This window comes from Yersinia sp. 2540 StPb PI (assembly GCF_052217165.1).
Taxonomy (GTDB): Bacteria; Pseudomonadota; Gammaproteobacteria; order Enterobacterales; family Enterobacteriaceae; genus Yersinia; species Yersinia enterocolitica_E.
The window spans coordinates 1-22,896 of sequence record NZ_JAZGQC010000003.1 but is presented as its reverse complement, the minus strand read 5'-3'; the positions used below and the strand labels follow the sequence as shown (position 1 = coordinate 22,896).

Sequence of the window (22,896 nt, the reverse complement as noted above, 5' to 3'; positions counted from 1 at the left end):
CTATGTCCGCTATTCTACAAGCGCCCGGTGTTTATATTGAAGAAGATGCGTCGTTGGCATTTTCTGTCAATAATAGCCCTACGGCTGTCCCCGTCTTTATCGGTGAGTTTACGCCGCTATTGGCAAGCTCTGTTTCCGTCTGTACCCGTATCAATAATTGGCTTGAGTTTACCTCGGCATTCTCTCTGGCTCCGGCAACGCAGGTTGTAATTCGTTCGACTAAACCTGATGAACTGCTCGTTATTGAGGATAAAGGCGAAACCGAGCTTAAGTCGAAAACCAAAGCGAAGAGCAAAGTCGCTACTGCCGAGGCACAGGCGTGGATCTACAGCATAGAACGCATCAAATTATCTCCCGCCGTTGAAGCGTTACAGCTCTATTTCCAAAATGGCGGAGGAACTTGTTATCTCTATCCCATCAGTGATGCTAGCGATCCAACGGTGTTGGCGGCTATTCCCGATATTATTGAGCAAAAAGGGGATATTACATTAGTTGTTTGTCCAGAAATCGACCTCGAGTATAAAAGCGCCGTTTACGGCGCAGTGAACACGCTATTAACTAAGAAGGTGGGTTACTTCCTGATTGCGGACAGCAATGATGGTACGCCTGTGTTGAATGTTGAGCATATCCCTCAGGCTGCCGTTTATTACCCACAATTGGAAACCAACCTCAGAAGCTCAGCATCAGTACCTAAGGATGAGAATATTCTTATCAGCGGTTATGAGGATGATGATGGCAAGGACAAGTTTGCGACACTGGCAGTGCTGCGGCAGGAAAACTCAGCGCTGGCTGAAGCCATCGACTATGAACTGGCAGAAGGGCAGAAACGCAGGGTTATTATCCCGCCCAGCCCGGTTATCGCCGGGGCTTATTGCCACACCGACAGCAGCCGTGGGGTCTGGAAAGCACCAGCCAATGTAGCACTCACCGGTATTGGGCGTTTGCTTGATAAAGTTGATGACCAACGTCAGGGGGATATGAATGTCAACGGCGTGAATGTCATCCGCTCTTTTAGCGACCGGGGTTTTGTCATTTGGGGTGCGCGTACGGCGGTAGTCGACCCAGGTGATATTAACTGGCGCTATATTCCCGTTCGTCGTCTGTTCAATTCTGCTGAGCGGGATATTCGACAGGCATTACGAGCTGCATTATTCGAAACCAATAGTCAACCCACTTGGATGCGAGCCAAGTCTGCCGTTGATAATTATCTTTACGCGCTTTGGCAGCGTGGCGCGTTGGTGGGAGATCGCCCTGAAGAGGCTTATTTTGTCCAGATTGGTCAGGGTATCACTATGTCGGAGGATCACATTAAACAGGGCAAAATGATCATGATGATCGGTTTGGCTGCTGTACGCCCGGCTGAGTTTATTATTCTGCAATTTACGCAGGATGTCGCTCAATAATCTCCATAACAACAACATCGGGCATCCGCAGTATCAGGGTGCCTGTTTCACTCTTTATGGAGGAACTTATGATGGAGAGAATACAACCGGGTGTCACACTGTCAGACCGTATTATCTCTGCCAGTCAGGGTGTAATTGCCACGGCCATTCCCGTATTTATTGGTTATACCGAACCGGTTCGAGAAGAACAGCCTGAAACTGTGGCCATTCGTGTCGATAGCCTGGCTGATTACTCCCGGATATTTGGTAGCGAAGGCATCATGGCTTTTGCTGTCAGGCACTATTTTGATAATGGCGGAGAGCAAGCCTTTATTCTACCTCTGGCAGGGAATATGCCATCCGACAGAATGACGGGGCCCGAAGTTGACGATTATTTCTCGGCGCTGCAAAGCACTGATGTTAGTTCCGCGATTGCCAGCGAACCGTTGATTACGTTGATTTTGGCACCGGATATGGCACGTCTTAATGACAGTCCTATGACGGGCAACACAGCCCTTGCAAATTTGTGGTCAAGCGGTTGGGCAATGTTGCTGCAACTCAGTCAAATCAAGCCCAATCTCTTTGTGCTACTGGATGCGCCGGATGACGCAGATCTTGCTTTGCAGTGTGCAAATACCTTGTCGTCAGACTACCGTCAATGGGGCGCTGCCTACTGGCCAAGAGTAGAAACAACCTATAGGGACACATCGGTAACGGAAGGCGAAGCTCCGCGGGCCGTGCTGTCGCCTACGGCGGCCATTGCGGCGGTAATACAGCGTACGGATAAGCGTGTCGGGGTATGGAAAGCGCCAGCCAATGTGGCATTGGCTCAGGTGATCCGTCCGGTTGTTTCCCACTTTCAGGGAGATGCGTTGTTTAACGCTAGCGGCACTTCTCTCAATTTGGTCCGCAGTTTTCCCGGAAAAGGGATCCGTATATGGGGGTGTCGTACGCTGGAAAATAGTGCCAGCTCGTCGTGGCGTTATTTACAAACCCGTCGCCTAGTTTCTTATGTTGCCGCTAATTTGGCCCAGCTAATTCGTCTGTATACCTTTGAGCCGAACAATGAGCTGACGTGGATGAAGTGCAAAGGGCAAAGCTATAACTGGCTTCGGCAACTGTGGTTGCAGGGGGGGCTTTATGGTGCACAGGAAGATGAGGCGTTTAATGTCCTATTGGGGTTAAACGAGACGATGACTGAGGATGACGTTCGTGCAGGGAAAATGATCGTAAAAATAGAGTTAGCCATATTATTCCCGGCTGAATTTATTGAGATCAGTTTGGTATTTGATACCCGCACGGGTGCACTTTTGTTTTAAAAGAGGAAAGAACCCGATGAGCGATTATTACACACCGGCGGTATCGCACCGTTTTATGGCCAGTTTCGTTTTTAACGGTATTCCTAATCCCCTGGATATTCGTTTTCAGCGTATATCAGGCCTTAGCCGGGAACTCCAGGTTACCCAATACAGTGAAGGTGGAGAAAATGCCCGCAACAGTTTTTTAGCTGAAAAAATCCAGCATGGCACTCTCCGGCTTGAACGTGGTGTGATGACCGTATCCCCGCTAACCATGATGTTTGATCGGGTTTTACGTGGGGATAACGTTGCTTATGCCGATGTGGTGATTATGTTATTGAATGAGAATTTACTGCCGCTATCCAGTTGGACATTGAGTAATGCACTGCCGGTCAGCTGGCAAACCAGCGATTTTGACGCCAGCAGTAACGCCATATTGGTTAACACCCTTGAATTACGCTATCAAGATATGCGTTGGCTGGGAGTCAAACTATGACAGTCGAAATCAGAGAGTTAGTTATTCAGGCCCGAGTCGTCTCTGACGCACAGCCGGGCCCTGTGGAACCCCAAAATCGTTCGTTGATACAGGAAAGTCTGGATGACTCGGCGTGGGTAGAAATGATTAAACGTGAAGTGCTGGCAGCACTGCGCGATGGGGAAGGGTGGCGTCCATGAGTTTGCTTGAACGAGGTTTGGCCAAACTGACTATCGATGCTTATAAGGATCGGGAAGGAAAGGTTCGGGCAGGAAATAGCCTACAGGCCATGTACAACCCGACCACGTTACATTTGGATTATCAGACGGACTATTTGCAATCTCAGGCCATTAATAACGAGAAACAGAGCAGTACTTATGTACAGGCGAAACCCGCAGGGCTATCGCTGGAACTGACTTTTGATGCAACTATGCCGGGTAATACCCTCCCGATAGAAACCCAGCTGATGCAGCTTAAACAGCTGTGTACGGTGGATGCAACCAGCAAAGAAACCCGGTTTTTGCACATTAAATGGGGAAAAATGCGCTGGGAGAGTCGTGGCTATTTTGCTGGGCGAGCCAAAGGGCTGTCGGTGAGTTATACCCTGTTTGATCGGGATGCCACACCATTGCGAGCTCAGGTTGTTCTGACGTTGGTTGCGGATGAAAGTCTGGTATTGCAAGAAACCGAACAAAACCTGAAGTCACCGGCAAAAGTGGCGTTACGCGTGCAGGATGGGGTCTCTTTGGCACTGATGGCGGTTAGCACGGCATCAACCCTAGCAGGTGGTGTTGATTATCTGACGCTGGCCTGGCAAAACGGTTTGGATAATCTTAACGGTTTTGTGCCGGGAGAAATTCTACAGGCTACCAGGGAGAATGATTCATGAGTCATCAACTCAAGATCACCGCCGATGGTAAGGTGCTTTCCCTGCTGACCGCTGTTGATGTGGATACCTATCATCGGGTTAATAGCTTAGCCTCAGCAACCATCAAACTCAGCGTATTGGATCGGCCGTTATCCTCTTTCAGTCAGCCCGATATTCAGGAAGAGTTAGCTCACTGCCAAGTGGGAAAAACACTAATGTTAGAGTTGAATACAGGTAACCGAAAATCGGCCCTGTTTAATGGGGTGATAACTCGACAGACACTGCGTATCAAAAATAAACAATCACTGCTCACGTTAGTTATCAAACACCCACTACAACGGATGGTTGATACCCAGCATTCGCAGTTATTTAGTGATGAAAGTGATAAAAAAATCTTAAGTGCACTGTTAAATCAGGCGGGTGTTAAGGCCAGTTTTGGGCAAATAGCCGCATTGGATCAAAAGCATGAACAGATGGTGCAATTTCGCTGCTCGGATTGGTACTTTTTGTTGTGTCGCCTCTCGGCAACAGGGGTATGGCTGCTGCCCTCCCCTGAGGGGGCCAGGCTGGTACAAGCCGGAGCCCAGAGTGCGGCTAAGATCCATATCCTAAAAAGCCGGGGAGATGAGAACAGCGATATTGTGGTGAAAGACGCATACTGGCAGTTTGACAATCAACGTAATCCCGCCTCGCTAGAAGTCAGTAGTTGGGACATCAGTAAGCAACAATCGCAATCGGGTGGCCGCTATGGCAGTAGTGCTACAGGTAAAGGTGCGCTTTCCCTCGATCGTTTAGCTTCGCTGAATAAAGAGAATTGGGATATTCGTTACAGCAGTCCACTCACCACTCAGGAAAGTGGCTATTTAGCACAAGGATTATTGCTCAATCAACGTATTGCCGGGGTGATGGGCGAGTTTTTGCTAGAAGGCAGTACGCTTTATCAATTGGGTGATGGTGTGCAACTGGTGGGATTTGGTTCCCAAATCGATGGCACGGCAACGATTACCGGTGTTCGACAGCGTTTTAACCGGCAAATTGATTGGGAAACCACCTTGGAAATAGGTTTACAGCCAGAACATCTTCCTTTAGTGCCAGAAGCACCAGAGCTGCATATTGCCACCGTAGCAAAATATCAGCAGGACAGTGCGGCGCTCAACCGCATTCCCATTACGCTATCGACCTTAAATAGGCCAAATGAAATTTTGTGGGCCAGATTGGGCAAACCTTACGCTAGCAGTGAAAGTGGTTTCTGTTTTTATCCTGAGCAAGGTGATGAGGTTATTGTTGGCTTTTTTGAAAATGACCCGCGTTACCCGGTTATTTTAGGGGCGATGCATAACCCTAAAAATAAAGCCCCTTTTGAGCCGAGCCAAGATAACAGAGAAAAAACGCTGATTGTTAAAACCGGAGATATACAGCAACAGCTGCTTATTAATAGCAAGGATAGAACTATCACAATAAATGCGGGGGGGAACCAAATGACCATGCAACAGAATAAAGACATCTCTCTGGTGGTGGAAAAAGAGTTTACGTTAAAAGCACAATCCATTCATGCAACGGCAGATAAGTCATTGGCAATATCAGGGAAAAGTAGTGTGGAAATTAAAGGCGCTAAAATTAATCTAACCCAGTGAAGGTGATAAATGGAAAACCAAATACTGACACAACTTTATGGTCGAGGTTGGGCGTTCCCCCCGTTATTTTCCCTGGATAATGGCGTGGCGATGGCTGAAGGGGCAGAAGATGTTCGGCAAAGTTTGCAAATCCTCTTTAGTACCGAGCCTGGAGAGCGGTTGATGCGTGAAGATTATGGCTGCGGATTGAATGATTATATGTTTGAAAATATCCGTAATGAACTGATCGCTGAGATAGAAACTCGGATCCAAGACAGCGTGCTACGTTATGAACCCAGAGCGGATATGACGGATATTCAAGTCAGTCAGGCTCCGAATAGGAGCAATACTCTGCAAGTCCGGGTAGCCTACCGTCTGCGGGGCAGTGAAATTAACCAACAAATTCAAGGGGCACTTGCCCTAGGTGAGGGGAATAGTGCGGAGGTTGCATGAGTGAGGCAATGGTGATAGACGGTGATTTGTTACTGTTTGACCTGCAGTTTGGCAATCGTACGGTAACGGTTCCTGCCCCGGGGAAAATCAGCGGCACAGGTCATGCACAAGTCAATGGCAAGAAAGTATGTATTTTGGGGGATGAAAAGAAAGTACAGGTTTCGGCCACTTATATCACGGCGACCCACAGTATCTTGGGTGATGGAAAAATCACCATCAGCGCACTGGATAGCAGCCAGCAGGCTTTGCAGTGCACTAGCGGGGCTGCATTAATTATCAAAGGTAAGAAGTTTACCGCGATGTTTACGCCGGGAACGGTGGCCACAGCGCCGGGTAGCCCTCCTCCTCCTCCGGATGTTTCGGCGCCTTCAGCAGGAACGGGCAGTTTTATTACCCAACAAAGCTTTGCCACTGTGAATTAAGTTAACCGTCTAATACGGAAATGCAAATGGAGTGAATAGTTATTTATTCGCTGAGGGTTCTCTGTGCTCGGAAAACACAGGTGATATTATGGAATTGACCGCGTTAAACAATAAACTGTCAGATTTAGTACCCGACTCTGATTTCAAATTAGATAACCGAAGCAGTTTAACATTGCTTGAGTATATTAAAGAATATACTCACCAAATTCCTTTTAATGATAAAGAGAATTTTTGGGATGCCTTTTTCTTTATGTTGGACAATGCTCCTGAGGAATTAGCGAAACTCTATCAGGCAGAAACGGCAGCTGATGGAACACTCCCCCCTCATCAAGCTTTTATGTTGGCTATCTTGCAGATATTGGAAACGCCCAGAGCATTATTGAATTCATTGCCGGCTGTTCACCGAAATCTTTATTACCGGGATTTATTAGGTTTATCTTCCCGGCCAGCCAATCCCGATCAGGTGGCGCTGTCTATTGCACTGAATCCCACAGTGAGGACGCAATTATTGGCTGAAGGCACCTTATTTGAAGCCGGTCAGGATGCGCTGGGAAATTCATTGCACTACGGGCTGGATGCCAGCCTATTGGCCAACCGCGGATATATCAGCGATCTGCGTTGGTTACGGAAAAATGGACCTCAGGGATGGGTTATTACCGCCCCTTTGGATGTGCAAAATCAGATAGACCTCCCCATTACGGGGATTCGATTATTCAGTGAAACGCCGGGCGATCGACCCGCGGCCAGTGGCTTACTGATCGTGGCGGCACGGCTGGCGATGGCGGAGGGAGATAGACAGATTACGCTGACTTTTTCCGAGAATATTGAGGTGACTACATTAGCCTCGATACACATTAGCAGCGGCGATCGCTGGCTGGCCTTAACACCCGTGGTAGCAGCGGACAAGGTCACTATCACGCTTTCCGACCGGGAGCCCGCCATTAGTGCGCCAGACAATCTTGACGATCTTACTTTTGAACACCCGGTATTGCGCTTACAGTCAGCGGAAGGCCAGCCACTGCCGCCGGTCACGGCCGTTCAGGTTGAGCAACTTCCGACAACTGATGCGGATAGCCAGTGGGATATGCACACTGCGGCTGCGGTGGATGCCCCCTTCGATTCCTATTATTTGACCCCCTTTGGTTACAGTCGGAATGATGAGTGGGTGCAGGAAACGGGATCTTCGCTTTATTTAGGTTTCTCCGATGTCGCGCCCGGCCAGACATTATCGTTGTATTGGAAGTTAAAAACTCCGATTCAACCTACCGTAGCCTGGTTTTACCTGAATCAGGAGGATCAATGGGCTGCTTTGGACGCCTGGGTTTATGATGAAACTCAAAACCTGTATCAGGACGGTCTCTGGCGTCTGGTATTGCCAGCTGACGCAGCTAATCAGGCCAGCCAAATGCCGGGCGGGCGCCATTGGCTAAAAGGCGTGGTTAGCATCCCCGAACAGGCCGGCGTTTGGGAAAGTTATCCCTGGTTACAAGGCGTTATTTATAATGCAATGACGGCAACGTTAATCAATGCAGAAACCTTAAGCGATAGCCATTTCTTGCAAGCACTCCCCGCCGAGACTATCCAGCACTCAGTTGAACCTATTCCCGTGGTGTCAACCATCTCTCAGCCTTGGGCATCATGGGATGGCCGTATGGCGGAGTCAGATGGTGAATTCTTTGAGCGTGAGGCGCAGCGTATCTCACACCGTAATCGGGCGCTGACCTGGGGCAATATGGCTACGTTGTTGAAACAGCGGTATCTCAGTATTTTCGATGTGAAATATCCGGGCAATGATGAGTTAACTCAGGTGCCTGCCCCTGAGATACAACAGCTGACGGTGATCCCCGTAAACCGTTATAACGACGGCGATGACCCTCTACGTCCACTGCTCAATCCGGCTCGTCTGGCGGAAATGGCCGACTGGTTGGAACAACGGGACTCGCTCTGGGCCTCAATTATCGTGGCTAATCCGACCTATATTGATGTGCATATCGATTATCAACTAATTTTCAAATCAGGCGTTAACCCGGATTTTGGCTATCAACAACTCCGACAACGCCTGAGTGAGGTATATATGCCCTGGAGTGTCGATGAACAACGGGCGGTCATGATGAACAATAATATTGGCTATTTTCAGTTGCTGGCAACCATTCAACAGCACCCGTTGGTTGAACGGGTCACTGGCTTGACATTGCATCGGGACGGTACCACTACGACTGTCGATGACATGGCTTCGGTGGATGCAAATAATAACGAAGTGCTGATTCTGGTCTGGGAAAATGATGATTTGGCGCAACGTCGAGGAGCAAAATATGAGTAATCCAGACACATTGTTTCTCCTTGTAAAAGAGGATATCCATTTCGATAAGTTGCTAAATCAGGCTCATCAGGTGGTGGAACAGCAGACCGGAAAGTTATGGACAGATACCGCAGAGCACGATCCGGGGGTGACAATCCTGGAAGGGGTCTGTTACGGCGCGTCAGATTTAGCCTATCGCCATACATTACCGCTGCAAGATCTCCTGACGCCTGCAGTGTCTGAGCAGCAAGAGGGGGTCTTCCCCCGCGAATTTGGCCCGCACCGGGCGCTGACCTGTGGCCCAATCACGGCTGATGATTACCGAAAAGCGTTACTGGATTTACACAGCAATGATTGGCCGGTAGAAAACGCCGGTCATGAGGGCGATTTCTTATTTCGCAATGTGCAATTGGTGCGTGAACCGGAATATGAGCGGTATACCTATTGGTATGACTCAACGAAAAGAGAGTACAGTTTTGTAGAGACAGACAACGCAAAAAAGTTAACTCTGCGGGGGAATTACTGGCTCTATCTGGAGCCTACCCGGCAAACTCAGCGCGATCCTGCGGCGGCAAAAGAACAGCTCAACGCATTCTTGACGGAAAATCGCAACATTGGTGAAGCAGTCAGCCAGATAAATTGGCTGGAACCGGTTGATTTTCCTCTATTACTGGATATTGAACTGGGTGACGATACGCAGAATATCGCCAACATATTTGCCAACGTCTATAGTGCGGTTGAACAGTTTATGATGCCCAGAGCGCTGCGTTACAGCACGGGAACGTTACAACAGCGGGGCATGAGTAATGACGATATTTTCGACGGACCGCAGCTGAAATACGGTTGGATACCGGAACTGGCACCCGATCGGGACTATACACAAGGTGTTACGCTCAATTTGAGCCGGCTGGCTAATGTCTTGTTGGGCATTGACGGCATCAAGAATATTACCCGCATGGTATTAGGGGATTACGATAGTAATAAAATTACTCCGGTCGCGGATGATACCTGGTCATGGAAAATAGCCGCCGGATGCTATCCACGGCTGTGGGGAGCGAACCCTATCCATTTATTGGCACAGCAAGACAGTCCGCTTCGGGTGATTGCCAAAGGGGGGATCAGCGTCACCGTCAGTGAACAGGATATTATTAACAGTTTCCCTCCAATTGAAATGATCCAGAATTCGCCGGTTACCTTACATTACGGACAACACCGTGATGTGGGCAGTTATCATCCGGTTAGTGATACCTTGCCCCCGTGCTACGAACTACAGCAGTCATTGCAGATATTGGCTGATCCTGACCGTTCACGGGTGTTGGCATTGCATCAGTTTATGTTGCCCTTTGAACAACTATTAGCCAACGGTTGCCAGCAACTGGCGATGCTGCCGCAGTTACTGGCTTTTCAACGCAAGGGGATCCGGGTATGGGGAACGCAGTGGCCGTTTAAATCAGGTTCTGTAAACGATGAGGCCCATAAAGATTACGCCGCAGAGCTAAAAGACTGGCAGGAAGGCATAGCACAAGATACCGAACAGGAACTGAATATCATCAATTACCTGTTGGGTTATTTTGCTACGCAACGGGCACCCCGCACCTTTACCTCCGAAGCCAGTGACTTTCTTGCTGTGCAACAAGGCTATTTGTCGCAGCAGACGGTATTAACTTACCACCGTGATAATATTCGTATTGATCAGGTCTCCTCATTACAAAAACGCATTGCCGCCCGGATGGGATTGGGGGGGGGATTATTTAAGCCGCAGCCTGATTTAAGTCGACTGCCTTTCTACCTTATCGAACACCGCGCCTTGCTACCGATCAAACCCAACGACAAGTTTGATTATGAGCAAACGCCAGATTCAGTAACGCTGGATGATGAGAATAGTCCGAGTTATCTGGTGATCACTCAACGCGGTATTGGTGATAAGTTAACGCCAGGCCAGGTGGTCAATCTGACGCTGTATGAGGGCGAGGTCGGTGAGAACAAGTTTATTTTACGTGGGCAGATGATCGCCAAAACCGACACTGACAGCATCTGGTTGAATATCAGCAACAGCGCACAGTTGGGCCATAACTTAGCGCGGGTGATGGCCGCGGCAGAGAACAGTAAGTTATACTGGCAAAATAGCCTGGTGTGGCTGGAAGATATGAGTTACCGCCTAGCCTACGCCAGCGATCAAACCCAGAACGGTGTACAATTGCCGGCGAATCAACGGCGATTGACCCGAACCGATCAGACGCCGTTCCCGGCTCTGATTAGGGTGGGAAGCGAAATCACACTGATCCGTAATTTTGGAATAGGTAACATTACTCGGGACGTTGCGCCGGAACTTAATGCCAGGGTCATTAGCTTTGACCGTATTCAAGGTACCCTGATTATCGAACGTTTGGAAACATCTACTCTGCCTTTCCCGTCTCCTGAAGATGACTGGCGCTACAATTGGCACTTCTCCGGTGATGAATATGAACGTACTGACCGTTTCTCATTCGTGATTAGTGTGGTGGTCAATAGTGCGTTAATTTCTATGCCCGGAGTTGATCCCTATAAATTGGAGGAGTGGGTTAAAGACACTATTCTCACTGAGTTTCCTGCTCATATTTCCATGATTATTCATTGGATGGATAATAGCAAGTTTTTAAATTTCGGTAGAACCTATCAGCGCTGGCAAAATAATGGAGCACCATTAGGTGATGCCGCTTATTCTATTTTAGAAAATTTGACACTGGGGAGATTACCATCAGGTTTTATCGGTATTGGCATAATGCGAATAGCCACACCTGCTCAACGGACTGAAGTTATCGGCAGCGATGAAAATGAATGGAATACAGACAAGATAATTCAGAACGAATTATTCTATGTTCCGAAAGAAAGCTAAAAATAACCTGGTCATCTAATGGAATTTTATTAATCATATTTGTGGAGTTCATTATGAAAGAAACTCGTCGTTTAATTATTGGCAATGAAAAACAAATGTTAACTGGCCTGGCAGTAGTTGGGCCAAAGGCGGATGATTTAAAAGAAAGATTTAAGGAAGGCAGTATTCCGCTGCAAACGGATTTTGAGGCGCTAATTGATATTGCAGACGTTGGGCGTAAAGCGGCAGGGTTAGCTCCAGGGCAAATTGGCCCGGGGAATGGTTTTCAAATTGACAGCTTAGAGCGCTTGTCTGTAAAGGTTGACACCAACAGTGGATTATCAGTAAGTAGTTCTGGGGTAAAGGTTATACCAAAAACTAATGGTGGAGTAGTAATAGATTCAACCGGTATCTCTGTGAAGCCAGGTAGAGGAATGGAAGTTACATCTGATGGCGTGCGTATAACAAATGAGTTTGCTTTCCAGAAAGGTATGATTCTGATGTTTGCCGGAACAGAGGCTGAAATGCCGCCTGGGTGGGCTTTATGTGATGGAGGTGATGGCAGACCAAATCTGATAGACCGTTTTATTTTAGGCTCTACGTTCACTAACTCAAAATATTCTAATACTGCACAACTAACAGGTTCAGGTACCACAAAAGCCTATAACAAGCAGAGCACACCATTTACGGTTACAGGTTCGGTTACTGTAAATGAGATTATATTAACGTCTAGCCAAATTCCTTCGCACAGCCATACTGGCGGAATGGCTTATTGTACTCATAATGGACATAGTCATGGTAGTACGTCGTTGCCTGACACAAAAATATGGAGGATTGATAATAGAAATGAACTCGTCTTCTCTGAACGCAGTTTTAAGGATCGCTCACTATCTTATATACCGAGCAACAATTACGCATGGCTTGCGTATACGTCAAGTGTTGGCGAAGGGGCAGGCCATAATCATACTGCTAAGATGAGCACTGATGGACATCAGCATTCCACGGATGTTATTCCGCCTTACTACACGTTGGCCTTTATTATCAAGTTATAGTTTGTTGATTAATTGGAATGAATCTTGACTGAGAGCGCTAAGGATAGTGCTCATCTACTAATTCTTCAATGGCTATTTTCTCAAAGGTTTATATGGAAAATCCTGACCTAGGTGATGGGAGCTTTATTGGGCGAGTCACAATCGTTATTGAAATATCAGATTGTGATGGAAATAGAGTAATAGAGAAGTGCTCATCTGTGTTTCATAAAAGAATAGACGAAATCATATCAAAAAAAATACAGGAATTAATATTTAGCCTGAATGAAAATTTATCCATCGACCGTCTTGTTGTGGATATAGGCATGATTGAGTATGAACTATTTGAAGTCCAGATGGTGGACAAATTAACTCTAGCATTGGAAAAAGCATTGTCGGTTTATTATCAGGCAATACCAAAATTTTCCTTGGGTGAAACGGGCGCCTACCCCACGTGCCAATCAGAACGTCAACTAATAGAAAATGGCTTATTGGCTCAGTCTTTGCCTCAAATGTCAGCGGCATTAGTGGAAAATAGAATATCAGTCCCATCAGTCCCATCAGTACAGTCGGTGGCAGATATCGCCGCTGAAACAACAGCTACTGGCGAGCTATCACTGATAGCCACCGTCGAACATTATTTACAGCAAGGAGATTGGTCAACGCCATCAAATCAGATCCTGCCTTTAAATAGCCAAGAATCACCATTGATTACGCAGGACCTCTGGTTACAGGTTCAGCGCCAACCTCAGCAATGGTTACCTATGCTGGCAAAGCACTGTTTACAGCCATCTGGACGGCGGCGTTTGTCGGTAATTCTTTCGCAAGCGGCACAGAAGGTGCTATGTCGCTTAATGACTGAAGATAACCCTATAGCAGTGCAATTCAACCATACATCAAGGGTCACGCCTGAGCAGTTAACTACAGCGGCAGAGCATTATTTTAGAAATCAAGGCGCGGTGACAAAAGAAAACCCGGACGTTATATCGACCCCGTTGGAGTGGCCACCACAAACAACGCCACCAATCGCTATGACGGAGCAACTCAACCATACAGCAAGAAGGGGCATTCCTGAGCAGTTAACTACAGCGGCAGAGCAGTATTTTAGAAATCAAGGCGCGGTGACAAAAGAAAACCCGGACGTTATATCGACCCCGTTGGAGTGGCCACCACAAACAACGCCACCAATCGCTATGACGGAGCAACTCAACCATACAGCAAGAAGGGGCATGCCTGAGCAGTTAACTACAACGGCGGAGCATTATTTTAGAAACCAAGGCGCGGTGGCAAAAGAGAACCCAGAAGCTACGCCGACTCAGCCAAAATGGTTGCCACAGAAAGCGTCATCAGTAGCATCAGATTTAACCCGTAGAGTCGATAAAGAAACCCCGGAGCCTATTTTTGCCACCACGCTCAAGGGAAATAAGCCGCCGGCATGGTCAGGTACAAAACCCGTAGCTCAACCTATGGGAGTGGATATAGCCCCCATATCAGGAAAGATTTTGGCTGTCAGTAATGCGGGAAGTTTAATTTTTTGGCCGCTATTATCAACGTTTTTTAGCATTTTTGGTTTGCTGGAAAAACAGGTGTTTATTAATCAGCAGGCACAGGTAGACGCCGTATGTTTACTTGACTGGCTTATCTGGGGGGATGATGAAATATCTAACCGGCGGCTGACATTAACTAAAGTCTTGTGTGGATTACCGATGCATTTCGACGCGGCATGGTGCGCTCCGGCGGCAGAACAAAAAATAGTGATCAGCGAATGGTTGGAGGGGGTCCGAGGGCAACTTCCTGCCTGGAAAAGAATGGGGTCAGAGGATATTCGTACGCTTTTTCTACAACGTGCTGGCGAAATTCTTTGGTTAGAGGGAGGGATAACCATTCATGTTAACTCGGAAATTTATGATGCACTCATTAATGACTGGCCGTGGCCAATGAACATGGCCTGTTTTAACTGGCTACAGCAACCATTAACTATTCGCTGGTTATGACCTTCCAACGAGTATTCCAGGATGAATTAAAATATGAGTATATCTTCAGTATTACAGTCTAGAGGCTGCCAGCATCGCGGAGATCAATTGTTGCTGTTGTTTGGTGAGTTGGAGCGGATAGACCTTGTCTTGCAGCATTATTATTATCGTTTCAAGGGAACACGTAACGATCTGGTCGATGAATTCTTGTTAAGTGAGACGGAGGTGTTGGCGCGGATCAATCAGCCTCTTGGCAGACCGCATTGGGCGAAAGCCGAACTGACAATAAAGCAGGCTCAAAGTACTCAACTTTCAGAGGTAGCAGAAGGTCTCACTGAACTGGTTGATCGTTTTGAATTAACTGATTTCGAGCGAGATACTCTATTGCTGGGTTTATTGCCCCACTTTGATAGCCGCTATTATGGTTTATTTTCTCTACTTCAAGGCGGAAAACAAAGCCAGCTACCCAGTTTTTCATTGGCATTAACGTTATTTTGCCATTCAGAAATGGAAAAACGGGCACATCAAGCCAGTTTTTTACATCGTCCGCCATTGCTCGGCTGTCAGCTATTATCCGTTGATAATAATCACAAGAATCTGGCGTGGAGTCAGACGACATTTATTACTGACACCGGTGTCTACCATTTTTTATTGGGGCACCACTACCTTTCGCCGGTATTAGCCCAATGCGCTCAATGGTTCATGTTGCCAACGTCTCCCTGCTATCCGGAAAGTTTAAAGCAGGCATTTGGGCCACTATTAACGGAGGATATTGAACCTCGACCTGTGGTGTTATTACAGGGCGTTGTGGGTAGCGCCAGAGCGCATACGGTTGCTCATATTTTCTCTTCAGAAAAACGGCAGACGCTGGTTGTCGATATGGGCAAATTCGTTGAAAGCGATGACGATGTAATATTAATGCAATTAAAGTGCATTCTACGGGAAACGCGTCTGCGGGGCGCGTGTAGCGTATTCCGGAACCTGAGCTTACTGAAGGAACGAAATTCATCATTCCTCGATTCCCTATCAGAGTTATTGGCTCAGCCAGGAATAAGAGTTGTTTGTCTGGTGGACCCGTACTCACCGTTGTTATTGTTTAAAAAAACGTCAACATTACAAATAGAGATGCCGATTTTTACCCATGAGGAAAAGATACTGTTATTAACAGGCTGTTTGCCTGAACGCCGTTCAGCAGATATTGATCCGATAAGCTTAAGCCAGCGCTATACCTTTAATGCAGAAAGTCTACCGCTTATTATACAAGAGGCTGAGCTTTATCAACGACAGCGGGATTATTCGGATATCTTGCAACAATGCGATATTCGTAAGGCATTCAATTTACGCGCACAACAGAATTTTGGTTCATTGGCTAAAAGAGTTACGCCTAAGCGAAACATACAGGATCTCTTAGTATCCGATAATATCACGCAGCAATTAAAAGAAATTATTACCGCAATAAAATACCGGGAGAAAGTTCTCTCAAGTGGTTTTAAAGATAAAATTGGCTATGGCACAGGGATTAGCGCTTTATTCTACGGTGACTCTGGAACGGGGAAAACGATGGCGGCAGAAGTACTGGCGAATACTATTGGAGTAGATCTCATTAAAGTAGATCTCTCAACAGTAATCAATAAATATATCGGGGAAACGGAGAAAAATCTCTCCCGTATCTTTGATTTGGCAGAACTAGATGCCGGTATTTTATTTTTTGATGAAGCAGATGCATTATTTGGTAAGCGCAGCGAAACTAAAGATGCACATGACAGGCATGCTAATATTGAAGTGTCATATTTATTACAGCGTTTGGAAAGCTATCCTGGTCTGGTTATTTTATCTACCAACAATCGAAGTCATTTAGACAGTGCTTTTAATCGTCGTTTTACCTTTATTACACGATTTACTTATCCGGATGAAGCGGTGCGCCATGAGATGTGGCAGAAAATATGGCCAAAGAATATCAAGGTTTCATCGGATATTGATTTTAATCAATTAGCGAAGAAGGCTAATGTCACGGGAGCTAATATCAGGAATATTGCTCTGTTAGCCTCTTTCTTTGCCGGAGAAAATGAAAATCAAGAAGTCACTTATGCTCATATTGAAACTGCACTTGCTCGCGAGTTAGCTAAAACAGGCCGACTGACGATTTAGGTTCTCTTTAGAAATATGCTTGAAAGTCGTAGACAGACACATTGTAAATATTGAATGGTCCAAATCTAACCAAGAGGTTTTCATATGTTAAAAACTCAAACGGTAGTTGAAGTCAATAAAGTGATGAATGCGATCCTGCGTGAATATCTTAATAATGACGTCGCTATTCGCTTTGATTTACCCGATGTCGATGCCACGCAGGCAGATGCTGCTATCAGCGTATTTCTTTATGACATACATGAGGATCTACAATTACGAACGGCTGAGTCTCGAGCATTTAGTGCTTCGGCCGGTAGATTATTGCCCGGCTGGGTCAATATTCAATGCAACTATCTGATTACTTACTGGGAACCTACTGGGCCAGCCAACGATGCCAGTAATCCTGATAGCCAGCCGGACAATCAGGCAATACAGATAATGTCTCAGGTGTTGGATGCCTTAATTAATAACCGACAACTGACCGGTATCCCTGGAGCCTACACACAGGTTATCCCACCGAAAGAAAACCTAAATAGTTTGGGTAATTTTTGGCAGTCTCTGGGCAACCGGCCACGTCTGTCTCTCAATTATTCTGTCACGGTACCCATTAGTTTGAGTGATAAAGAAGATAAGTCCACACCAGTCACATCACTGTCGGCAAATATCGAGCAAACAGCGTCGATCTCTTCACAGGTCATTAATGATGCATTACGGGAGCTATTGATTGCTGCCATCGGTGGAGGGGCTGATGCCAGGCTAGCCGTCACTCACGTTAATCTGAACACCATTCCGGCAACTCATACGACAAGTGATGTGTTTAAAATGGCTGTTTCTCTGGCTGTATCGGGTATTACACGGGAAGAATATATTCCCAAAATAAGCGATGTATTGGAGGGTTGGGTAAGTAATGAAACTGCTGTGGTGACTCTCGATGGCTATGGCATTTATATCAACACGGTTGAAAAATCAACCCTGTCTGGCATTTAGGTGAGGGTGTGAATAGTTAGGTTGCATTAATCTGTTCCCTGGAAACTGATTTTAATTAAATCATTCAGATACTTCTGAACTAAAAGTATTTAAACGTTATATTTTTTCTAAAAAATAGCAAAAATAATCACCCTATCAATAGATAGCATTAGAGTAGTAAATTTCAATTGGTTTCTGAAATAATAATTAAATGAAGAAGATTTCATTATGTCTAATGTTGAAGAAATAAAGAAATTAACACAATATAAAAATAAATAAAAAAAAGGGGGGTGCCAACGATTAGTGAGAGTATTAACGAAGCTACTGAGATTTCAGATTCAGCTGATTACCAGCCATCATCGGACAGTAAAAATTGATGTATTACTGTATGTTTTTGAATAAGACTCACCGAACTTAGGCAATAAGAATAATAACCCCATCTTTCATCAATACCGGTGGCGGATAATATGCAGCTGAAGGAAATAATTGAGCAGGACTTTCTGAGTAAACTCTCACAGCTAATGGAGGGGGTTGTGCCGCATTATGGCACAGTCCGGTACATGCTGTTTTTTTATGTTTCCAGCCTATGTTTCTGATCCGAAATGCCTTCAGTCGCCTGTATTACCCGCCGATATTCTCGGTCATAGTGCCTTTCAGAATCCAGTCTTAAATAATCCTATCCTGAGGACAGTCTTATGCCTTACTCCAATGAGTCGAAGGAAAAAAAAACAACGTCAAAAGAAACCGAAAGAGATCACGTTGACGAGGCCTCCCAATGGCTTAGCCAAGGTGACGCTGGCCCCTCGTTGCCTGATGAGGGGGGAGATATCTCTGTACGGCAGAAGGCCGGAAGCGACAATGACAGTTTGTTCTCTTTTATTCGTAAGGCACATCTACAAGAAGCTCAGGAATTCAGGCGCAAGGGGTATAACAGCCAGGTGCCCGAGGTTGACCCGAGGTTAGTGACGCAGCTGCGTGACGACTTGGCCGCGGCCAAATCTCGCCTGTGCCTCCAGGCAAGCGTTGGGGGGCCGCTGGGTTCTCTGTGGCTACTGGAGCAGATAGGCAACATAGAGCGTCTTACGGGCAAGCTTTCGGACGACGTCATAAAGCTCTGGGTTGAGCATGAGTTGCCACGCAAAAGCGGCGGGGAAGCCACGGAGACTGCATTGGGGAGCCGGCGTACGGCTCAGTCGCTGGCCAGACGGCTGGAGTTAACCCTGCAGACGCTGATACGTGTTGTCCATACCCTGCGTGCTATTGATGATTACAGCACCCAGGAAAAACGGCACGACATGCTGGTCGCTGAGCTTACCGATGCATTCTCCTCCAGTGATAAAAGTACGGTGATACAGACGCTGGGGAGCATTACGGCAGAGACGTCAGGCCATGCTGCCTGGGCTTCTCTTATGCAGGCCAGGGCAGCGGCGTGGGAGGCAGGTAAGCCGACCTCCGTCAATGCGATGATTGCGGCCTCGCGGCACGAAGCAGCAAAAGCCAATAAAAAAGCCCGTGAGCTGCAGGGCGCTTCGCAGGCTTTCTTTAGTGATGTTGCCGCCTATCTTCAGAGCCTCTCCAGCGATTTGGCAACAGCATCGATTAACGTAAGTCAGAGCGTTTCTCCCCAAGTCATGCCGCCTGTGAATAATGATGAGGTGGCTGCGCCGTTGTCACGATCAAACACACTCACGCAGAGAATCAAGACGGGTTTTGCTAAGAAAAAGGAGCAAGGGCAAGTGGTGCTTGCGGTGGCGAAAAGCTATGCGTATAGGGGCGCTGGGATCCTACGGCATGGTCATACAACTGAAATCCCATCAAAAGAACCCGAACACGTCATTGCCGATTCCATCATCAGAAGCATTTTATGGCAGTGGCAACAGCCGGCAATAAAAATTCAATACGCCAGCGCTGCGCTGTTGTCAAAAGTGGATGAGCTGCAAAAAATAGAAGGGATACTTTCATCCTACGCTGTGACGCCTGGCAAGGGAAATGAACAAGAGGGCAGCGATATTTCGGTCAGTCAGCCGGGTGAGGATGAAATGGATGCACAGGTCAGGCAATGGGTGAATGACAGCCTTGAACAGGAAAACCCCGAAAACCAACTGACAGCAAAAGTGGCGGTGCTGGAGCAGTTGCTGGGCGGTGATATCAACCACGCTCAGACCGTTTTGGCGCGTCTGGGTAACACAACCGAGAATATTCAGAATATGCTTCGGCGGCAGCGGTTTGCTGTTCTGAAAATGATTGTTGAACACCTCCCCGATATTGCCCTCTCCCTAAAGGCGGTGGATAAACTGCTGCCGGATATTGCCAAGGACCTCACTGCGAGTATTGCTGCCTTGGATAAAGCCCTACTGGCAGTAGCATCCCCCACACGCGACTTTGCCGAAGCTAAAAAACAGGTTGGCTATGCGCAATTGCTGGCGACAAAGGTTAAGGAAAATATATCGGCAGAGTCCGCACGGCTTACCGAAAGGCCGTTGGATGAATATTCTCGGGGCTCACGCCTTGCCAAACATTGGGCTAATCTTGCCAAAGAACAGAACCTGAGCAATTATCCGCCGCTTGATGCAGAACATGCATTTTCCTCACTGAAAAAACAGGGTCTGTTAGACGGGGTTCTTTCAACCGGAGACCCGGAGGGGTATCTCTTCGCCACCCGGCTTGCCGGTGAGCTTGAAAATGCCCGCAATGATGAATTGAGATTACCGATGAGTCCGGAGCAATATACTGCATTAGAAAAGGATCTTGTTGAGTATATTGTGAAGTGGGGGCAAAAGAGGATCTCACATGGGGGAGCTCGTATCGTTATTGAACTGTCTTTTGAGCAGGCATTGAATACGGTGGCATTCAACTTGTCTAATCTTGCTCGAGTGCCATATAAAATCCTTAAGGCATCGATAAAAATACCTTACAACGTTAACAAGGTAAACAATTATACCATGCCCGGTCACGATAAGCCCTATAAGGCTATTTATGGCTTGCTAGAAAAGAAATTAAAGCAACTTGGCTTTAATTTAATTACGGCACCAGTGCCTGGGGTGGTCAAGTTTGCAGCCGGTTCTTGGGTGGCTGCAGGCGCAACTTTGTATAATTTACATGTCGGGAGTAGAGAGAAAACATTTAGTGCGGTTTATCAACGAATAGCGGAAGGGAAAAAAAAGGAAAAAATAAAAATGGACTCACCGGGGGGGATGCTTTTTGATTCTGTGATTGATGGCACTTCTACGGCTGCTTTTAAAGGGATACGCAGGGCCTGGCAATCAGAGGGAAGTGAAAGCGGCGTTATTTTCGATAAACAGTACGTTAACGAACATGTTGGTGACGCTAATGAGGAAACACTTCCGCAAGCGCACTGGGGCGAAATGGCGGCCGAAAATGATAATGCTGCATGGGCGAATGCTGCGGCGAACGAAAGAGAAGTCGAGCCGGTGAGTCATTCATCGTCATTACAGCAACAAACAGATGTTAAGCCGTTCTCTGATAATCGTGACCCGACTTCCGACCAACCCCGAGTCAGACGTAAACGGACAGTGGTGAATGAGGCTACCGCTCAATCTCATCAAGAACCTGATACAGCACCAGTCAACGCGACTCTAGAGTCAGAACATTTTGATTTTGATCGTGGCATACGTTATCAGGACTTCTCCGATGAACAGAAAAAACAAACCTATTTACATGCCATTAAATTCGTATTACTTCAAATAGAAAATGATGAAAACTTACGACAAGAAATTAGGAGTAAGGCCTCTCTTGCCAGGATAGGTGCCAAGATCGCAGTTCCTGTTGATATAAAAGGATACAAACTGAATAACACAATTTTCCTTCCTGATGATGCGGGCTCCAAATCGGGGATTCTTATCCGTTTGGATTCGGAAATACCTTATTACTATGTCAGCGAAGGGAAAGACCTTTTAGCAAACATTGAATGGGCCATGCCTTATAATGCTGATCAACGGAAGCGTCTTCGTGTTATCAATATTTATAAATTCTCTGAGACTATTACTCTTCCCAGTGGTATTGATATGCTTAATAATATCAGGAGCGGGAGATCCATTTTTGAAGAATACTTTAATTATAACGATCCGGAGCCGATGGATATTGCGAGTCTTTCTGAAAGACTCGCTAATACTATCGAGGCTGATTATAAGCTTAAGAACGCGACCCCAACAAACAAACTATTAATTCCCAGGGCGATTGTTGGCGCCCACATTCCTGACCCAGAGGTCCGTGCAACCGAAGCAAGATATCATCTTGACTTCACCTGGGCTAACTTGACTGCCGCAGAGTATCTGAGGTCATTCGCAAGACCATTCTCTACCCTCAGTGGGCAGGCACAGTTAATAGTCAGTGACATTAAAGGGGAAACGGTACAAGAAACAGAGTTGCATGTACATCAGGCTGAATATATAGGAAGCTGGGTTGACGTCACGGTAGGGACAGTTACCTTCTTTACGCCAGCGGGGGTGGCCCTCAATACCGCGCAATTAGCAGCGGAGATTGCTGCTGATTTGATAGAGGGTCAGGATCCTGACCCATTAGCGATTATTGCTTTGATTGCAGGGAGCATTCCTGGAGGTAAAATTGCAGCTAAAGTAGGGAAATTCAGCCATATTGGCGGTAAGACTGTTAAATACGGCTTGATGCTTGGAAATAAAACTGTCGATCTGGCAATCGTGGGGAAAAGCATTAAGACAGCCGTAGACACTGGTGAGCCCCTCGCTATTTACCAGGCATTTTTGGCCAGTGGCATGAGTGTTAAGAATTCTTATGACATGGCAAAAAATATGTCATCAAAGCTAAAAATAAGTAGAAAAATGGAAGACAGTGCTCCACTGGAAAAACTTGAAGCGCTCCAAAATAATGCTCCCGAGTATCCTTTAAGTTCAAAAATGCCCGTGCGCACATTTAGAGTTGGACAGACAGACCTGCTAGGCAAAATAAACCATGGGGAAATTGAGATATCCAGAGATAACGGAGCCAAATGGGAGAGGGGAAGTAAACTTCATTTGTTAGCGTTTAGGCTACAAAACGCGGGGGGGGGACACAAGCTTCCTGCAGAGGGTAAATCAGCACCTCAGGATCATTCACAATCCACGAATCTTGTCACTGAAAATCCGACAGTGAGCATACCGCCG

15 protein-coding genes are annotated in these 22,896 nt (G+C 46.7%); all 15 read left to right on the top strand.

The window, feature by feature from the left end:
- Window positions 1–2 precede the first annotated feature (2 nt).
- Window positions 3–1,403, top strand: a complete 1,401-nt coding sequence (locus V1956_RS23995) for a phage tail sheath family protein (RefSeq protein WP_442825858.1) — start codon at window positions 3–5, stop codon at window positions 1,401–1,403.
- 68 nt (window positions 1,404–1,471) lie between these two features.
- Window positions 1,472–2,701, top strand: coding sequence for a phage tail sheath C-terminal domain-containing protein (locus V1956_RS23990; protein WP_442825857.1), 1,230 nt, complete (start codon window positions 1,472–1,474; stop codon window positions 2,699–2,701).
- 16 nt (window positions 2,702–2,717) lie between these two features.
- Window positions 2,718–3,176: a phage tail protein gene (locus V1956_RS23985; RefSeq protein ID WP_420071599.1), complete on the top strand. Its 459-nt coding sequence runs from the start codon at window positions 2,718–2,720 to the stop codon at window positions 3,174–3,176.
- Window positions 3,173–3,355 carry a DUF5908 family protein gene (locus tag V1956_RS23980; protein WP_420071598.1) on the top strand — a complete coding sequence of 61 codons (183 nt, stop codon included), beginning with the start codon at window positions 3,173–3,175 and terminating at the stop codon, window positions 3,353–3,355. Before V1956_RS23985 ends, V1956_RS23980 begins: the two co-directional genes overlap by 4 nt.
- Entirely contained in the window at window positions 3,352–4,044 is a 693-nt protein-coding gene (locus V1956_RS23975) for a CIS tube protein (RefSeq protein WP_420071597.1), read from the top strand. The genes V1956_RS23980 and V1956_RS23975 overlap by 4 nt, the downstream gene beginning before the upstream one ends.
- Window positions 4,041–5,657, top strand: coding sequence for a phage baseplate assembly protein V (locus tag V1956_RS23970; protein ID WP_420071596.1), 1,617 nt, complete (start codon window positions 4,041–4,043; stop codon window positions 5,655–5,657). Before V1956_RS23975 ends, V1956_RS23970 begins: the two co-directional genes overlap by 4 nt.
- A gap of 9 nt (window positions 5,658–5,666) precedes the next feature.
- Entirely contained in the window at window positions 5,667–6,089 is a 423-nt protein-coding gene (locus tag V1956_RS23965) for a GPW/gp25 family protein (protein ID WP_442825856.1), read from the top strand.
- Window positions 6,086–6,511: a hypothetical protein gene (locus V1956_RS23960; RefSeq protein ID WP_442825855.1), complete on the top strand. Its 426-nt coding sequence runs from the start codon at window positions 6,086–6,088 to the stop codon at window positions 6,509–6,511. The genes V1956_RS23965 and V1956_RS23960 overlap by 4 nt, the downstream gene beginning before the upstream one ends.
- 88 nt (window positions 6,512–6,599) lie before the next feature.
- Complete coding sequence (locus tag V1956_RS23955) at window positions 6,600–8,831, top strand: hypothetical protein (protein ID WP_420071593.1); 2,232 nt, start codon at window positions 6,600–6,602, stop codon at window positions 8,829–8,831.
- Complete coding sequence (locus V1956_RS23950; RefSeq protein ID WP_420071592.1) at window positions 8,824–11,685, top strand: hypothetical protein; 2,862 nt, start codon at window positions 8,824–8,826, stop codon at window positions 11,683–11,685. Before V1956_RS23955 ends, V1956_RS23950 begins: the two co-directional genes overlap by 8 nt.
- Entirely contained in the window at window positions 11,628–12,716 is a 1,089-nt protein-coding gene (locus tag V1956_RS23945; RefSeq protein WP_420071604.1) for a hypothetical protein, read from the top strand. Before V1956_RS23950 ends, V1956_RS23945 begins: the two co-directional genes overlap by 58 nt.
- Window positions 12,717–12,784: 68 nt before the next feature.
- Entirely contained in the window at window positions 12,785–14,686 is a 1,902-nt protein-coding gene (locus V1956_RS23940; protein WP_442825854.1) for a contractile injection system tape measure protein, read from the top strand.
- A gap of 33 nt (window positions 14,687–14,719) precedes the next feature.
- Window positions 14,720–16,813 (top strand): ATP-binding protein, encoded by a 2,094-nt coding sequence (locus V1956_RS23935; protein ID WP_442825853.1) that lies wholly within the window; start codon window positions 14,720–14,722, stop codon window positions 16,811–16,813.
- 84 nt (window positions 16,814–16,897) lie between these two features.
- Window positions 16,898–17,779, top strand: a complete 882-nt coding sequence (locus tag V1956_RS23930; protein ID WP_442825852.1) for a DUF4255 domain-containing protein — start codon at window positions 16,898–16,900, stop codon at window positions 17,777–17,779.
- A 674-nt stretch (window positions 17,780–18,453) separates the two neighbouring features.
- Window positions 18,454–22,896: hypothetical protein (locus V1956_RS23925; RefSeq protein WP_442825851.1), on the top strand; the 4,443-nt coding region annotated here is incomplete at its 3' end.

Bases quoted from the DNA above. Each gene is read 5' to 3' on its own strand.
- V1956_RS23995 (WP_442825858.1), top strand. From the start codon at position 3: ATGTCCGCTATTCTACAAGCGCCCGGTGTTTATATTGAAGAAGATGCG.
- V1956_RS23990 (WP_442825857.1), top strand. From the start codon at position 1,472: ATGATGGAGAGAATACAACCGGGTGTCACACTGTCAGACCGTATTATC.
- V1956_RS23985 (WP_420071599.1), top strand. From the start codon at position 2,718: ATGAGCGATTATTACACACCGGCGGTATCGCACCGTTTTATGGCCAGT.
- V1956_RS23980 (WP_420071598.1), top strand. From the start codon at position 3,173: ATGACAGTCGAAATCAGAGAGTTAGTTATTCAGGCCCGAGTCGTCTCT.
- V1956_RS23975 (WP_420071597.1), top strand. From the start codon at position 3,352: ATGAGTTTGCTTGAACGAGGTTTGGCCAAACTGACTATCGATGCTTAT.
- V1956_RS23970 (WP_420071596.1), top strand. From the start codon at position 4,041: ATGAGTCATCAACTCAAGATCACCGCCGATGGTAAGGTGCTTTCCCTG.
- V1956_RS23965 (WP_442825856.1), top strand. From the start codon at position 5,667: ATGGAAAACCAAATACTGACACAACTTTATGGTCGAGGTTGGGCGTTC.
- V1956_RS23960 (WP_442825855.1), top strand. From the start codon at position 6,086: ATGAGTGAGGCAATGGTGATAGACGGTGATTTGTTACTGTTTGACCTG.
- V1956_RS23955 (WP_420071593.1), top strand. From the start codon at position 6,600: ATGGAATTGACCGCGTTAAACAATAAACTGTCAGATTTAGTACCCGAC.
- V1956_RS23950 (WP_420071592.1), top strand. From the start codon at position 8,824: ATGAGTAATCCAGACACATTGTTTCTCCTTGTAAAAGAGGATATCCAT.
- V1956_RS23945 (WP_420071604.1), top strand. From the start codon at position 11,628: ATGGAATACAGACAAGATAATTCAGAACGAATTATTCTATGTTCCGAA.
- V1956_RS23940 (WP_442825854.1), top strand. From the start codon at position 12,785: ATGGCTATTTTCTCAAAGGTTTATATGGAAAATCCTGACCTAGGTGAT.
- V1956_RS23935 (WP_442825853.1), top strand. From the start codon at position 14,720: ATGAGTATATCTTCAGTATTACAGTCTAGAGGCTGCCAGCATCGCGGA.
- V1956_RS23930 (WP_442825852.1), top strand. From the start codon at position 16,898: ATGTTAAAAACTCAAACGGTAGTTGAAGTCAATAAAGTGATGAATGCG.